We start from the raw sequence: 16641 nt of genomic DNA, 5'->3' as shown, positions 1-16641 counted from the left end.
TCCATCTATTCATTCGATGAAGGTGTGACAAACCGTACATCATGCTCTTTTCCATATTGAAGATAATCTTCATTTGGCTCCTGATTGGTCACGACGATATCAATCTCGTGCAAATCACAAAACGTGGTCAAGGCGTAATGATCGAATTTGCTATCATCCACTAATAAAAAGGTTTTGGCACTTTTTTGAACAAGCGTCTTTTTAATATCGGTTTCAAGCGGAGACGAATTCGTGACGCCGTGATCAATGGATAAACCAGTTGATGCGATAAAGGCTTTATTGACATTGTAAGCTTTTAAGCGCTCAACACTTTGATAGCCAACGAAAGAATTCGTTTTTCTTTCAAGCATCCCGCCAGTGGAAAAGATGGTGAGATTGTCATAAGGCATCGCCTGTGTAATGAAATCTACATTATTGGTCACAATGGTCACCTGTTTCTCAGTCAAATAGGGGAGCATCTCAAGCGTTGTCGTACCAGAATCAATAAAAATCATATCCCCGTTTTCCACAAAAGCGGCAGCCGTCTGACCGATCAATTGCTTTTTACTGAGCTGACGGGTCTTTCGCTCCTGATACACCACTAACGTTGAGTGGTTCACAGCCACTCCGCCATACACTTTTTTGAGCACGCCAGACTCGACCAATGCCTGTACATCTCGGCGTATCGTGTTTTTTGAGACACCAAAATGCGCCACAAGCTCATCAAGTGAGGCAGATTCACGGTCAAACACATACTCTTTGATTTGCTGAATCCGTTTTGTTTTTATCATACTTCATATCTCCAATCAATCCGAATGTCCTTTTTCCATTATACCAATAAATTCTCTTACTGGGATTAGGCCAATTGATTCTCTTTTCTCCTTTGATATAAAAGCGTATGATAGAAAAAAGAAAGAAACCAGAAAGGAACTTTCACTTCTATGAATCAATCAAACAACCCATTTTCAAAGCTTGCGAATTTTAGAGAAGTAGGGGGACTTCAAACAACAGATGGGATGGTGATCAAAAAGGGAATGATTTATCGATCCGCAGACTTATCCCGTTTGACGAAACAAGACATCGAGATATTCTCAGCACTCGGAATTCAAACCGTTTGTGACCTCCGTACAGCCTCAGAACGTAAATCACATCCAGCAAAGATCAAGGAACACGACAAAATCGTTCATATTCCGATGCAGCCTGACAGTAAGATGCCGAGTAAATGGACCATGTTTCGTATGCTGGTAACAGAAGGGAAGTCTCTCTCATTTACACCGATCATGAAAGAGTTATATCAAAGCATGCTGACAGAGCGTAAAGAAGAGATTCGGCAGCTGTTCACACTGCTTTCAGATCAAAGCCATTACCCGCTGATGCTTCACTGCACGAGTGGCAAGGACCGTACAGGTTTTTTATCTGCCCTGATTCAGTTAACAGCAGGTGTACCGCTGGCTGTCGTTTTAAGTGAATATATGCGTTCCAATGAAGGCGTGCAAATGCTCGTCAGAAGGCAGGAACGATTTGTCCGATTGATGAGTTTATACCGGGTGTCAAAAGAACAAATTCAGCCGCTTGTCGGTGTGCAGCAAGATTATCTTGAAGATGTGCTGCACGAAATGCTGGAGACATACGGGAGTGCAGAGCAGTATTTAATTGAAGCCTGCAAAGTCCCTGAAGCTCAGCTCAATGAAATGAAAAACATTCTGCTTACACCATCTGCTGGCATTCCATCACAAAAAGCGGAATAAACTTAAGGTGAGGTGATGCAAAACATGCTGAAAAAGATCAGTATGACAGTTTTAACACTGATGTTGATGTTTGTATTTTTATTGATTCCTTCTAGCAGTCTAGCTGCTCGCCCAGTGCCAAAAGGAAAGCTTGAGAGCACAAGAGAGATGCGCGCGGTATGGATTGCATCGGTTTATAACTTAGATTGGCCCTCAAAGAAGGGGCTGCCCGTAGCAGAGCAGAAACAAGAGTTCATTCGTTTGTTAGATGAGATCAAAGCGATGAATATGAATGCCGTCATTATGCAAATTAAACCAACAGCAGATGCCTTTTATCCTTCAGCATACGGGCCGTGGTCAGAATATTTGACTGGAACACAAGGGAAAGATCCTGGGTATGATCCGCTTGAGTTTATGATAGAAGAAGCTCATAAACGCGGCCTTGAATTTCACGCTTGGTTTAACCCTTATCGAATCACAATGAATCATACTGATCTCAGCCGTTTGTCAGCCGATCACCCTGCAAGAGAGCATCCTGATTGGACGATTGCATATGGTAATCAGCTTTATTACAACCCAGGCATTCCTGAGGCTCAGGACTTCATTGTAGGCGGCATAGAAGAAGTTGTGAAAAACTACGATATTGATGCGGTGCATATGGATGATTATTTTTACCCTAATAAAATAGCTGGTGTCCCGTTTCCAGATCAAGAAACGTATGAAACATATGGAAAAAAAGCATTTACACATATAGAAGATTGGCGAAGAGATAATGTGAACCAGCTCGTGAAGCAAATCAATGACACCATTAAGAAAGAAAAACCTTATGTGAAATTTGGTATTAGTCCATTCGGTGTATGGCGCAACATAAAAGATGACCCGACTGGTTCAAACACAACAGCAGGTATGACCAACTACGATGATTTGTATGCTGATACAAGAGAGTGGATTCAGCAGCACGATATTGATTATGTCACTCCGCAAATTTACTGGAGCATCGGCTTTCAAGCTGCCGCTTATGATGTGCTGACGAAATGGTGGTCAAATGAGGTGAAAGGGGAGCCTGTTCATCTGTACATCGGTCAGGCGGCATATAAAATTAATCAAAACAGTGATCCTGCTTGGTCTGACCCGGAAGAATATTTTAGGCAGATTGAGCTGAACAGGCAGTCACAGCTCGTGCAGGGAAGCATGCATTTCAGCCTGAAGGATATCAATCGCAACCCTTTGAATGTAAAGGATCGATTGATAGAAGAGTCATACCGCAAACCAGCTCTCATTCCAGAAATGCCTTGGCTTCATCAGAAAGCACCTAAAAAACCAATCATTCAATCTGTGAAAAAGACATCGGATGGTGCGGCTTTACAAATCAAAAATGATCCGCATTCTACCGTATCCTATTATGCAGTCTATCGATTAACAAATAAAGGAACATATGAATTGCTGCAAACGGTTAGAAAAGAAAAAGGAACCATAACAACGATTAAAGACCTCCCAGTCAATCAAAAGAAAATGGATACTTACAAGATTACGGCTCTTAATCGTCTTCATCACGAAAGCAAGCCTTCTACAAAAATAGTGAAATAATAGAAAAAAAGCATGATTGAGGATTTTTCTTCAATCATGCTTTTTTTCTATTATTTTTGTTTTAATTTTCTGAATTCAATCAAGCTTGGCATGAAGCAGCTGCTTGATTAATAAATATGATAGAAAAGAGCCAAAGGGGGAAACAAGATGGATTTTGAATTAACGAAAGAACAACAAATGATCCGCCAGATGGTCAAAGATTTCGCCAAAGCAGAAATTGCACCACTCGCTCAAACCATTGATGAACAGGCCGTATTCCCAGTCAAAACGTTTCAAAAAATGGGGGAGCTCGGCTTTATGGGCATCCCCTTTCCAGAGAAATACGGAGGCTCAGGTGGAGATACGATATCATATGCACTGGCTGTAGAAGAAATCGGCAAACAGTGCGGTAGTACAGGTCTTAGCTATGCTGCAGCCGTTTCCTTAGGCGCAAGCCCGCTTTATTATTTCGGTACAGAGGAGCAAAAGATGGATCATCTTGTCCCGCTGGCATCTGGAACAGCACTCGGTTCCTTTGGATTAACAGAACCAAATGCAGGGTCAGATGCAAAAGGGACAAAAACAAAAGCGGTCAAAGACGGACAAGAATATGTCATCAGCGGGGAGAAATGCTGGATCACAAACGCCAATTTTGCCAGAACCATTATCGTCACTGCTGTCTCGGATTATGATGAAAACGGCCGCCCAATCATCTCCGCCTTCATTGTGGAGAAAGGGCAAAAAGGGCTGTCCATTACAAATCCATATGACAAAATGGGTGTGCGCGGATCAGATACAGCAGAAATCATTTTAGACAGTGTACGTGTACCCGCCCAGAATATTTTAGGAGACCCAGCGAAAGGCTTTAAGCAATTTTTATATACATTAGACGGGGGACGCATTTCAATTGCTGCGTTATCAGTTGGTATCGCACAAGCTGCACTAGATGCTTCGCTCTCGCATGCAAAAGAAAGAAAGCAATTTGGGCAGACCCTTTCTTCCTTCCAAGCGATTCAGTTTAAGCTGGCAGATATGGCGATGCAAATAGAGCTCGCCAGACAAATGGTTTGGAAAGCCGCTTGGCTGAAAGATCACGGCAAGCCGTTTACAAAAGAAGCTGCCTATGCCAAGCTTTTCGCTTCTGAAATGGCGACAAAAGCAAGTCTTGATGCTGTTCAAATTCACGGGGGAACAGGCTACATGAAAGAATGTGGTGTAGAACGACTTGTGAGAGATGCGAAGCTAATGGAAATTGGAGAAGGGACCTCTGAAATTCAGCGTCTAGTCATCGCAAGACAACTGTTAGCGTAATCCGATAATGAAAACGCTTACCATCAATGGAGGAGGAAAGCCATGATGTCGATTCATCCACAAACGATCGGTTCCTTATTAAAAGGGAAAATGGAGCAGCATCCAGCACATGAAGCCATTGTGTATCCAGAACGTTCCTTACGTTTTTCATATGAAGCGTTTTATCGAGAAGTCAAGGAAACCGGGAAAGGTCTTATGGCATTAGGTGTTCAAAAAGGCGATCATATCGCCATCATGGCGCCCAATGTACCCGAATGGCTCATGCTGCAATTCGCCTGCGCGTCGATTGGAGCCGTTCTCGTCACCGTAAATACAAACTTTCAATCACAAGAACTCGCTTATTTACTCAAGCACTCTGATAGCAGCATGCTGTTTATCGTAGACGGGTTTAAAGAGACATCCTATGTCAAAATGCTTGAAGAACTTATACCGGAGTTTCAAAACGCTCATCAAGGTGAGATCACATCCTCATCTTTTCCTTATTTAAAAAGTGTCGTCTATATTGGCGAGCACACGCCAAAGGGCATGCGCAGCTGGGATAGTATTCAAGCAGCTGCTAAAAGAACAGAGGATCATGAGTGGGAGAAACGAATGGATGAGCTTGCGCCTGATGATGTCATTAATATGCAATATACTTCAGGCACAACCGGCTATCCAAAAGGAGTCATGCTCAGCCATACAAACATTGTCTGCAATGCCAGCCAAATCGCAGATTGTATGAAGCTTACCCAAAAGGATCGAATGTGTATCCCTGTTCCTTTCTTTCATTGCTTTGGATCCGTTCTTGGCGTGCTTGCTTGTCTCACAAAAGGAGGAACGATCATTCCAATTGAATCCTTCCACCCAGAGCGAGTTCTTCAAACCGTAGAAAAAGAGAAGTGCACCGTCCTTCACGGCGTCCCGACAATGTTCATTGCAGAGCTCGACCATCCGAATTTTCACCAATACGATCTGTCCACATTACGAACGGGCATTATGGCAGGATCTCTTTGCCCATCTCATGTGATGAAGGCCGTCATTGAACAAATGGGATTGAAGGAGCTCACGATTGCCTACGGACAGACCGAAAGCTCTCCTGTCATTACCCAAACAAGAACGGATGATTCATTTGAAAGGCGGGTTCAAACGGTCGGCCGGGCGCTTCCTCACATCGAAGTGAAAATCACCGTTCCAGGCACACCGGAGGAAGTACCAAGAGGAGAACAAGGAGAGCTGTGTACAAGAGGTTATCATGTGATGAAAGGCTACTATAAAAATGAAGAAGCCACAAATGAAGTGATTGATCAGGACGGCTGGCTTCATACGGGTGATTTAGCAGAGATGGATGAGGACGGCTATGTGAAAATCACAGGACGGCTGAAAGATATGATCATTAGAGGCGGGGAAAATGTATACCCAAAAGAGATTGAGGACGTTCTTTATACTCATCCGGACATTCTTGATGCACAGGTCGTTGGTATACCTGACGAGACGTATGGAGAAGAAGCCGCCGCATTCATTCGGCTCAAGCAAGGCAGGGCGGTGACGATTGAGACACTCACCAGCTATTGTCAGTCGCAAATGGCACGCTACAAAATTCCTAAATATTTTTTCATCACTGACGAGTATCCAATGACTGCATCAGGGAAGATTCAAAAATTTCGTCTGAAAAAGCAGGCGCTTGATCTAATAAAGGAGTGAAGGCAGCGATGTTTCAAAAAGTACTGATTGCAAATCGAGGCGAAATTGCCAGGCGAATTATTCGAACGTGTAAAAGGCTCGGGATCTACACCGTCGCCGTTTATTCAGAAGCAGATCAACATGCACTTCATGTGCAAGAAGCAGACAGCGCCTATCCGATTGGAGGCGCGAAAGTATCTGAAAGCTATTTAAACATGGAAGCAATCATTAGGGCAGCCAAACAGACAAATACAGATGCCATCCACCCAGGATATGGCCTCTTATCAGAAAATGCAGACTTTGCAGAACGCTGCCGCAGCGAAGGAATCGCCTTTATTGGCCCATCCGCACAAGTCATTCAGCGAATGGGGAATAAAATTGAAGCAAGAAAAACGATGGCTCAAGCAGGTATCCCCATTGTACCAGGCGTTTCAGCTCCGCTGCATGATGCAGAAGAAGGGGTCAGTCAAGCGCAGTCACTCGGTTATCCGATCATGCTCAAGGCATCAAGCGGGGGCGGAGGAATTGGCATGCAGCTCGTGCAAAATGACGATGAGCTGTACAGGGCTTTTGAAGGGAATCAAAAAAGAGCGCAAAGCTTTTTCAACGATGGGACGCTGTATATGGAAAAGGTCATTGAAAACGCGCGTCACATTGAAATTCAGGTCCTTTTTGATTCCTTCGGCCATGGGGTCCACTTATTTGAGCGCGACTGTTCACTCCAGCGAAGACATCAAAAAATCATTGAAGAAGCACCAGCCGCCTGTCTCGATGAATCGGTGAGACATCAAATGGGGGAGATGGCCGTCAAAGCAGCCAAAGCGATTGGGTATGAAAATGCAGGAACGATTGAATGTTTAGTCGATCAGCATCAACAATTTTATTTCCTAGAAATGAACACGAGATTACAAGTAGAGCATCCTGTCACAGAAGAAATTACAGGCATTGACCTTGTCGAGGAGCAGCTGAAAATCGCTGCACGTGAGCCGCTTTCCTTTAATCAGGAGGATATTCATCAAATCGGTCATGCCATCGAGGTTAGAATTTATGCGGAAGATCCCGTCACCTTTTATCCATCACCAGGAACAATCACTCGGCTCTCCACACCTGAAGCTCCGTATATCCGTCATGAGTCAAGTGTGACAAATGGAAGCCTCATTACCCCTTTTTACGATCCAATGATGGCGAAAATGATCGTTTACGGTGATACGCGAAAACTTGCAATAGAACGATTAAAAGAGGCACTACAAGCATATGAAATAGAAGGGATCAAAACCAACTTACCTCTTTTAAGGGAAATGGCCGGATCTTCTGCTTTCTTACAAGGCAGCATCACAACCGATTTTCTCATGAAAAAAAGGGAGGGAAACCGTTCATGAAAACTGTCACAATTCAAATGGCCGGAAACTTATGGAAGCTTCTTGTGAAACAAGGCGATGAAGTGCAAAAAGGACAGGAGGTTGCCATCTTAGAATCAATGAAAATGGAGATTCCGATCGTTGCTGAAGAGACCGGAACCATCAGCAAAGTGCATAAGGCAGAGGGAGAGTTTGTCGATGAAGGAGAGGTTCTTCTAGAACTGACAGAATAGGAGGGAGCCAGATGACATTACCAAAGAGTGTGATTATCAGGGAGGTCGGCCCGCGGGACGGACTGCAAAATGAATCAGTCTGGCTGGACACAGGCGAGAAGCGAACGTGGATTGACCTGCTCGCAGCAGCCCAGCTCCCTTATATTGAAGTCACATCATTTGTTCATCCCAAATGGGTTCCAGCCTTAAAAGATGCCAAAGAACTCACCCAATCCTTTAACAAAAAAGACGACATCACCTATGCAGCACTCATTCCCAATGAAAAAGGCTTAGCTCATTTTTTTGAAGCCAATCTTGACACAGGCGCTATGTTTATCTCTTCGAGTGAAACACATAACAAGAAAAATATGAATCAATCCATCCATGAAACACTTCCTGTTATCAAACAAATGACAGCTGATTTAAAAGCAGCAGGAAAAAACACGCGCGCGTATATTTCCACTGTGTTTGGCTGCCCGTATGAAAAACAAGTGCCAATGGATCAAGTCCTTCGGTTAACGGATATTTTGCTTTCTTATGACATTGATGAAATATCTCTCGGTGACACCATCGGTGAAGCCCATCCGCTTCAAGTAGAAAGGCGCTTAGACATTTTACTTGAACGTTTTCCTGCTGATAAAATCGCTCTTCATTTTCATGATACGAAGGGGATGGCTCTTGCCAATATTTATACGGCATTAAAAGCAGGGATTACCATATTTGACTCCTCCAGCGGCGGGCTGGGCGGATGTCCCTATGCACCTGGTTCCAGCGGAAATGTGGCGACAGAAGATGTGGTGCATATGCTTCAAAAACTAGGAATTGAGACAAATATTCACCTACCTGCATTAATTAAAGCGGCAGAATGGATTGAAGCAAAAGTAGATCGAACCCTTCCTAGTCACTGTTTACGCGCTTTTCACTCTCAGACTACTTCATAAAGGATGAATAACATGACATCATTGGTCCATTTTTCGATACAAGATGAACAGATCGGCATCATGACCTTAAACAGGCCAGAACAAGCGAATTCCCTATCTGCTCCGATGCTGGAGGAGATCAATCAAATCATTCAAGAAATCAAACATGATGAAAGCATTCGCTGTCTTCTCATTACAGGAGCCGGTTCAAAAGTCTTTTGCGCTGGAGCAGATTTAAAAGAACGACGATTGATGACAGAAGCAGAAGCAAAAGGAGCTGTTCTTTCGATTCAGCAAACGTTTATCGAGATTGAATCCATTCCTGTACCTGTCATTGCAGTGATGAACGGACACGCACTTGGCGGAGGACTTGAGCTCGCGCTCGCTTGTGATCTCCGCATCGCACGAGCCGGAGCCAGACTCGGCCTGCCAGAAACAGGACTAGCTATCATACCAGGAGCCGGAGGGACGCAGCGGCTTCCGCGCCTCATTGGACTCGGTAAAGCAAAAGAACTTATTTTCACAGGCGCATCATTACAAGCAGAAGAAGCCATTCAAATTGGGCTCATTGAGCATATCTCTTTAGCAGATTCCCTCATGAACGATGCCATCTCTCTTGCACAACAAATCATCAAAAATGGCCCGCTTGCCTTAAAAGAAGCGAAACAAGCGATTCAATCAAGCCTTGATCACGATTTGCATACAGGTTTGACAAAGGAATACGAAGCCTATCTACGGCTCATTGAGACAGAAGATCGAACGGAAGGTCTTCAAGCCTTCCAAGAAAAACGAACGCCTCAATACAGAGGCAGGTAGCAAGAAAGGGGAATGGGTATGATCGAAGAATATGAACTGAAAAAACAGCAGATTCTGAAAGGCGGGGCAGACCGATACCATCAAAAAAACAAAGAAAAAGGAAAATTGTTTGTCCGTGACCGCCTCCAGTTGTTATTAGATGAGGATTCTTTCATTGAGGATGCCATGTTTGCCGAGTGTCAAAATGAACATTTACCAGCAGATGGTGTTATCACAGGGACAGGGCGGATGAATGGGCAGACTGTTTGTGTCATGGCAAATGATTCTACCGTCAAAGCAGGATCATGGGGCGTCAAAACGGTAGAAAAAATCATTAGAATCCAGGAATCAGCCGAAAAGCTCAACTGCCCAATGCTGTATTTAGTTGACTCTGCGGGTGCTAGAATCACCGATCAAATCGCCATGTTTCCAGGCAGAAGGGGTGCAGGCCGCATTTTTTATAACCAGGTGAAGCTGTCTGGACGTATTCCGCAAATTTGTTTACTATTTGGTCCTTCGGCAGCCGGAGGTGCTTACATTCCTGCTTTTTGTGACATCGTCGTCATGGTCGAAGGGAATGCCTCAATGTACTTAGGCTCACCGCGAATGGCCGAAATGGTGATTGGAGAGAAAGTATCACTTGAAGAAATGGGCGGGGCAAAAATGCATTGCAGCATTTCTGGATGCGGCGATATTTTAGCAAAAACAGAGGAAGAGGCCATTCAAATCGCCCGCACTTATTTAACTTACATGCCTGCCAACTATACAGAAAAACCAAAACGGGCAGCCGCAATCGCACCTAAACCATCAGAGATCACCATCCAAGACCTTATCCCTAAGGGGCAGAATACCCCTTTTGATATGTATCAGCTCATTGATTTACTCATTGATGAAGGATCATTTTTTGAAATCAAAAAACTGTTTGCCGCAGAATTGATCACAGGCTTTGGCCGCATGAATGGTCAGCCTGTCGGTCTTATTGCCAACCAGCCGAGGGTAAAAGGCGGCGTTTTATTCCACGATTCAGCCGACAAAGCCGCCAAGTTTATTCAGCTATGTGACGCCTTTCATATTCCACTCCTTTTCCTTGCCGATATACCGGGGTTTATGATCGGAACAAAAGTGGAACAAGCAGGCATTATCAGGCACGGGGCGAAAATGATTTCCGCCATGTCGGAGGCAACAGTTCCGAAAATATCCGTCATTGTTCGTAAAGCATACGGTGCAGGTTTATATGCAATGGCAGGTCCAGCCTTTGAACCGGACTGCTGTCTCGCTCTTCCATCTGCGCAAATTGCTGTCATGGGGCCAGAAGCCGCTGTAAATGCTGTCTATGCGAATAAAATTGCCGAACTGCCTGCTGAGGAAAGAGCAGCATTTATTCAAGAGAAGCGCAAGGAATACCAGGAAGATATGAATATATATGAGCTTGCCTCTGAAATGATTGTCGATGGTGTCATCCCATTTGACCATTTGCGAGATGAGCTTTGTCATAGATTACAAGCCTATACCTCTAAAGAGATGACATTTACAAGACGAAAACACCCGGTTTATCCGGTCTAAAGGGGGCGGCCTCATGATGAACCTAAAACCAGCGTGGATACCCGAAGAGCAGATGATGAAACAAACACGCCTTTACAAATGGATGCATTCACTTGGTTTTTCTACTTATGATGCGTTCTATCAAGCTAGTATCGAGCGCACCGATTGGTTTTGGAGAGAAGCCGAAAAGGCGGTCGGCATCGTGTGGAAGGAGCCGTATGAAGCCGCATTAGGCCAAGATTCATTCATGTGGCCCAATTGGTATAAAGGCGGCCGGCTCAACGTGGTCGAAACGGCTGTTGACAAATGGGCAGAGAATGAAGAAACCCAGCATCAACCAGCCGTGATTTGGAGAAATGAAGCGGGCGAAGAGAGAAGATGGACGTTCCTCGAACTTCAGGAAAATGTCAATCGTCTCGCTGCTGGTTTTTTGAAGAAGGGGATTCAAAAAGGGGATGTGGCAGTCATTTATATGCCGATGCTTCCGGAAACGGCTGCTGTCATGCTTGCCTTTGCAAAGATTGGTGTCATCTTTAGCCCAGTCTTTTCCGGCTATGGAAGCGAGCCTCTAGCCGTACGTATTCGTGCTTCCGGTGCAACCATTGTCGTCACAGGCTCGAGCGTGACGCGCCGGGGAAAGACGATCAACATGCGTGAATGTGCGGCAGAAGCAATCGACAAAACCAAGACTGTCCAAACAGTCATTGTACATGCTTCCTCTCCTACTGGATATAAAGAGGATATTCAGCTAAACGATTTGTTAAAAGAAGAACCAATGAGTGAAACGACTTATCTTTCAAATGAAGATCCCCTTATGATCTTATACACGTCTGGAACAACCGGTACACCCAAAGGGGCTGTTCATACACACGCAGGCTTTCCTGTAAAAGCGGCTTTTGATGCCGGTCTTTGTATGGACGTTGCAAAAGGAGACCGTTTGTTTTGGCTCACAGACATGGGATGGATGATGGGGCCCTTTCTCGTCTTTGGCGGCTTGATCAATGGAGCTGCAATTGTTTTATATGACGGCGCACCCGATTATCCAGATGAACAGCACCTTTGGTCATTCATCCACGAGCAAAAAGTCACCCATTTTGGACTTTCACCTACTTTTGTTCGATCTGCGATGCAGCAAAACCTTTCAGACATTGAGCTGCCGCATGTCAAAGCCATCATTTCTACAGGTGAACCGTGGAATGAAGCACCATGGCAATGGCTTTTTGACACCATTGGTCAAAAGCACATTCCGATCTTAAATTACTCAGGGGGAACAGAGGTTTCTGGCGGAATTGTAGGAAGTACGCTGCTTCGCCCAATCAAACCGATCCTTTTTAATGCGGCAATCTTAGGAATGGCGGCAGATGTGTATAATGAGGCAGGAGAGAGCGTCCTGAATGAAGTAGGAGAGCTTGTTGTGAAAAAGCCGTGGGTCGGCATGACATGTGGGTTTTGGAAAGATCCGAAGCGATATGAAGACACCTATTTTAAACGATTTGATGGGGTGTGGACGCACGGTGATTGGGTGATGCAATCAGAGGATGGCGCATTCCATATCACGGGCAGATCGGATGATGTCATTAATACAGCTGGTAAACGCATTGGTCCAGCTGAAATTGAATCCATTCTTGTCGGGCATCCAGCCGTACATGAGGCTGCTGTGATTGGAGTAAAGGATAAGGTGAAGGGAGAAGCACTAGTTTGTTTCATTGTGGCAAGTTCACAGTCTTTCGAAGAAGCAGCATTCATTCAAGAGCTCAAAATACATGTTGGTTCATATGCGGGAAAAGCGCTCACACCAAAGGAAATTCATCTCATTTCAGCTTTACCGAAAACAAGAAACGGAAAAATCGTCCGTCGTTTATTAAAAGGAGCTTATGAACAGCAGCATTCACCAGATCTTTCGTCTCTAGATAATCCTGATGTGTATAACAGCATTTGCGAATACTTGAAAAGAAAACAAAATCCATAAAAAAAAGACAGGAGAGCGTCCTGTCTTTTTTATTGCACATGAAAATTCGTGCCATCTGTTGTTTCTTTTACAATACCTGCCCGAATCACAAAATCACCGAAATGTTCATGCTCCTCGCGTTCTTTTGCATAGCGGGGGAGTAGAGAGCCAAGCTCGTTTAAAATGTCTTCTTCTCCTACGTTTTCTCGGTACAGTTTACTTAATCTGCTGCCATCAAACGCAGCGCCAAGATACATGTTGTATTTACCAGGTGATTTCCCGATAAAGCCAATTTCACCAAGCGCATGACGGGCGCATCCATTTGGACATCCAGTCATACGAATCGTGATTTCTTTATCACTTAAGCCATTTTCTTCGACAATCTCTTCAATTTTGTCAATCAAGCGCGGGAGGTAGCGTTCTGCCTCTGCCATTGCTAAGCCGCATGTCGGAAGAGCAACACAGGCCATTGAACTGCGGCGCAGTGCAGAGTGCTGCTGTCCATCTGACAAACCAAACTCCTGAATGAGCTGCTCGATTTGTTTCTTTTTGTGAGATGTGACGTTTCCAATGATCAAATTTTGATTCGCTGTTAAGCGGAAGTCACCTGTATGAATCTTTGCGATTTCACGAATGCCTGTCATCAGCGGGTAGTCATCGTAATCCGTGATGCGTCCGCCTTCTACAAACATCGTATAATGCCATCTGCCATTGATGCCTTTTACCCAGCCATAGCGGTCACCGTTATGATCGAAGTGATAATCTTTTGCATCTAATAGGGTAAATCCAAGGCGGCGCTCAAGCTCTTCTTTTACATTCTCAAGACCGAGGCGGTCCACTGTATATTTAAAGCGGGCATTTTTTCTCACCGAACGGTTTCCATAGTCACGCTGAATGGTGATCACTTGTTTGGCAATCTCTACAACTTGTTCCGGTGTACAAAAGCCAATTACTTTTGCAAGCTGAGGATAGGTCGCTGTATCACCATGAGTCATGCCCATTCCGCCGCCAATCGCGACATTAAAGCCGACTAATTGATCATTTTCAATAATCGCAATGAAGCCTAAATCCTGCGAAAACACATCAATATCGTTAGCAGGAGGGACTGCCACACCAATCTTGAATTTTCTTGGCAAATAAAGCGGACCATACATCGGCTCAACCTCTGTATCAGGCGTTGCCGCTACCTTTTCCTCATCAAGCCAAATTTCATGATACGCTCTTGTTTGCGGAAGCAGGTCATCACTTAATTTTTTGGCGAGCTCGTATACATCATGGTGTACTTCTGATTGATAGGGGTTTGATGTACACATGACATTACGGTTCACATCGCCGCAAGCAGCGATCGTATCAAGCATAGTGGAATGGATGTCTTGAATGGTTTTTTTCATGTTCCATTTTAAAATACCGTGAAGCTGAAAGGTTTCACGAGTTGTCAGCTTTAACGTACCGTTTCCGTATTGATGAGCAAGCTCATCCATCACAAGCCACTGCTTAGATGTAGCAATTCCGCCAGGCAGGCGGACGCGCAGCATAAATTGATAGGCAGGCTCAAGCTTTTGTTTTTGCCGTTCATTTCTCAGGTCACGATCATCCTGTAAATAACTGCCGTGATGCTTCATCAGGCGGTTGTCATCATCAGGGATACCCGCTGAAATCGGATCAAGCATCACTTCTTTTAAAGTACCCCGTAAATAATCACTTTTTTCTTTGATTTCCTCTACGTCGCTCGGAGGTCCATCCGGCGCTGTTAATGCTGTCTTCACCATGTAAGTAAAAGCTCCTTTCTTTCAAGCATTCAATCAATATACGTCACGCTGATAGCGTTTTTGCTGCTGCAAGTTGGCTAGATAGCTTTCAGCTTTCTCTTTGCTCATCGCACCTTCTTCTTGGATGATTGATAGAAGGGTATCATGAACATCATGCGCCATATGTTTTTCATCTCCGCAGACATATACATAGGCACCTTGCTCCAGCCATTCGAATAATTCTTTACTTTGTTTCTTCATTTGATGCTGGACATATACTTTTTCCTCTGAATCTCTTGAAAAAGCCACATCCATTTTCGTTAACACACCATCTTTTAACCACTTTTGCCATTCGGTTTGATATAAGAAATCCGTCACAAAGTGCTGATCACCGAAGAACAACCATGACTTTCCGTCTGCACCGACTTCCTCGCACTCCTGCATAAAGGAACGAAAAGGGGCGATGCCTGTGCCTGGTCCTACCATAATGATCGGTGCTTCAGGGTTTTCAGGAAGCTTAAAGTTTTGATTGTGCTGAATATAAACAGGCAGCTTATCACCTGGCTCTAAGCGCTCCGCACATAAGATTGAGCAGACACCTTGACGTTCTCTTCCGTGAGCATCATATCTCACAGCACCGATCGTCAAATGAACTTCTTCTTCATTTGCTTTAAGGCTGCTTGCAATGGAATAAAGGCGTGCCGGAATTTTTCTTAAAATGGCAGTGAAGTCTGCCGCTGTTCCTTCAAAAGGACCGAAATCACGAGCAGCATCTACTAAATCTCTTCCTGCTATATATGCTTTCAGCTTTTCTTCGTTTCCTTCTTCTAAAAGGGCCTGCAAGGCTTCGCTCTTTGTAAAGGACGCCATCTTTTGAAGAAGAGGTTTTGTTAAGACAGTAATCTCAAAATGAGAGGTGAGTGCTTCCTTTAAAGGAAGCGTGTCGCCGTTTTTATGAACGGTTACGGCTTCCTCTGCATCCCATCCGCATGCTTTGATCAGTTCATCAACAAGCGCTGGATCATTTGTTGGATAAATACCAAGGCTGTCACCCGGCTCATAAACAAGTCCTGAACCTTCAAGAGAAAGCTCCAAATGACGGGTTTCTTTGTTAGAACCGCGGCCATTTAGGTTGATATTTTCAAGCACTTCAGCATAAAAAGGATTTGTTCTTGAGTATTCAGATGCAGCTGTTTGAGTGTTTGCTTCCGCTGATTCCTGCGGGGCTGCTGCGGCTCCGCCTTCGCTAAGTGAAGATGCCACCCCTTGAAGCCAATCAGAAAACGGCTCATCATAATCAAGATCACAGTCCACTCGATCGAAAAGACGCGTTCCGCCAAGCTCTTTTAAGCGCTCATCAAATTCTTTACCTGTTTGACAGAAGAATTCGTAAGAGCTGTCACCAAGTGATAGGACAGAAAAGCTTAAATGATCAAGCTTTGGTGCCCGTCTGCCGTGAACATATTCATGGAAAGAAAGGGCATTATCAGGCGGATCTCCCTCGCCATGTGTGCTGACGATAATTAGTAAATTGTTTATTTTTTTCAGACTATTTGGTTTAAAATCTGACATAGAAGAGAGCGTCACTTGAAAACCTTTCTCTTCAAGATGCTGCGCTGTCTTTTTTGCTAACCCTTCAGAATTGCCTGTTTGCGAGCCATAAAGCACGGTCACATCTTTACTGACAGGCTGCGCTGGTGCTGCAGCAGAAGGAGAAGGGGTTTGGGCAGTATTTTCTAATCCGGTTAAAGCTGCCTGTGCTGATAAATAACCGGTAAGCCAAATTTTTTGCTGATCTGTTAAAGTCGGAAGCAGCTGATTAAGCAGTTCTGCCTGCTCCTGACTAAACGGACTGTTCAATACATGAAGTTGCAAC

Annotated in this window: 13 protein-coding genes; 10 read left to right on the top strand and 3 right to left on the bottom strand. The window is 44.5% G+C overall.

What is annotated here, in order from left to right:
- Window positions 1–5: 5 nt before the first annotated feature.
- The gene (locus NSU13_RS09345) at window positions 6–770 is read right to left on the bottom strand and encodes a DeoR/GlpR family DNA-binding transcription regulator (RefSeq protein WP_342490024.1); all 765 of its coding nucleotides are present in this window, start codon (window positions 768–770) and stop codon (window positions 6–8) included.
- 150 nt (window positions 771–920) lie between these two features.
- Between NSU13_RS09345 and NSU13_RS09340 the strand changes: the two genes are divergently transcribed.
- From NSU13_RS09340 to NSU13_RS09295, 10 genes are all read left to right on the top strand, one after another.
- Window positions 921–1727 (top strand): tyrosine-protein phosphatase, encoded by an 807-nt coding sequence (locus NSU13_RS09340; protein ID WP_034284033.1) that lies wholly within the window; start codon window positions 921–923, stop codon window positions 1725–1727.
- A gap of 24 nt (window positions 1728–1751) precedes the next feature.
- Window positions 1752–3293 (top strand): family 10 glycosylhydrolase, encoded by a 1542-nt coding sequence (locus tag NSU13_RS09335; RefSeq protein ID WP_342490023.1) that lies wholly within the window; start codon window positions 1752–1754, stop codon window positions 3291–3293.
- 147 nt (window positions 3294–3440) lie between these two features.
- Window positions 3441–4583, top strand: a complete 1143-nt coding sequence (locus tag NSU13_RS09330; protein WP_034284029.1) for an acyl-CoA dehydrogenase family protein — start codon at window positions 3441–3443, stop codon at window positions 4581–4583.
- 42 nt (window positions 4584–4625) lie between these two features.
- Window positions 4626–6263 (top strand): AMP-binding protein, encoded by a 1638-nt coding sequence (locus NSU13_RS09325; RefSeq protein ID WP_041117637.1) that lies wholly within the window; start codon window positions 4626–4628, stop codon window positions 6261–6263.
- Window positions 6264–6271: 8 nt separating this feature from the next.
- On the top strand, window positions 6272–7621 hold the full coding sequence (locus NSU13_RS09320; RefSeq protein ID WP_120206908.1) for an acetyl-CoA carboxylase biotin carboxylase subunit: 1350 nt from the start codon (window positions 6272–6274) through the stop codon (window positions 7619–7621).
- Window positions 7618–7833, top strand: a complete 216-nt coding sequence (locus NSU13_RS09315; protein ID WP_034284022.1) for an acetyl-CoA carboxylase biotin carboxyl carrier protein subunit — start codon at window positions 7618–7620, stop codon at window positions 7831–7833. The genes NSU13_RS09320 and NSU13_RS09315 overlap by 4 nt, the downstream gene beginning before the upstream one ends.
- Window positions 7834–7844: 11 nt before the next feature.
- Window positions 7845–8753 (top strand): hydroxymethylglutaryl-CoA lyase, encoded by a 909-nt coding sequence (locus NSU13_RS09310; RefSeq protein ID WP_342490022.1) that lies wholly within the window; start codon window positions 7845–7847, stop codon window positions 8751–8753.
- Window positions 8754–8765: 12 nt separating this feature from the next.
- Entirely contained in the window at window positions 8766–9548 is a 783-nt protein-coding gene (locus NSU13_RS09305) for an enoyl-CoA hydratase (RefSeq protein WP_070325911.1), read from the top strand.
- A gap of 18 nt (window positions 9549–9566) precedes the next feature.
- Entirely contained in the window at window positions 9567–11090 is a 1524-nt protein-coding gene (locus NSU13_RS09300; protein ID WP_081124473.1) for an acyl-CoA carboxylase subunit beta, read from the top strand.
- Window positions 11091–11103: 13 nt separating this feature from the next.
- Complete coding sequence (locus tag NSU13_RS09295) at window positions 11104–13038, top strand: AMP-binding protein (RefSeq protein WP_081124472.1); 1935 nt, start codon at window positions 11104–11106, stop codon at window positions 13036–13038.
- A gap of 29 nt (window positions 13039–13067) precedes the next feature.
- Here the strand turns inward: NSU13_RS09295 and cysI are convergent, their stop codons facing one another.
- Together cysI and NSU13_RS09285 are read right to left on the bottom strand one after the other, a co-directional pair.
- Window positions 13068–14786, bottom strand: coding sequence for an assimilatory sulfite reductase (NADPH) hemoprotein subunit (gene cysI, locus NSU13_RS09290; protein WP_342490021.1), 1719 nt, complete (start codon window positions 14784–14786; stop codon window positions 13068–13070).
- Between the two features lie 33 nt (window positions 14787–14819).
- Window positions 14820–16640, bottom strand: coding sequence for an assimilatory sulfite reductase (NADPH) flavoprotein subunit (locus tag NSU13_RS09285; RefSeq protein WP_342490020.1), 1821 nt, complete (start codon window positions 16638–16640; stop codon window positions 14820–14822).
- Window position 16641 lies beyond the last annotated feature (1 nt).

It is taken from the genome of Bacillus sp. FSL M8-0049 (assembly GCF_038593355.1).
GTDB classification, from domain to species: domain Bacteria; phylum Bacillota; class Bacilli; order Bacillales; family Bacillaceae; genus Bacillus; species Bacillus safensis.
Note: the sequence above shows the minus strand (reverse complement) of the source record. Positions and strands in the feature narration are given on the sequence as shown.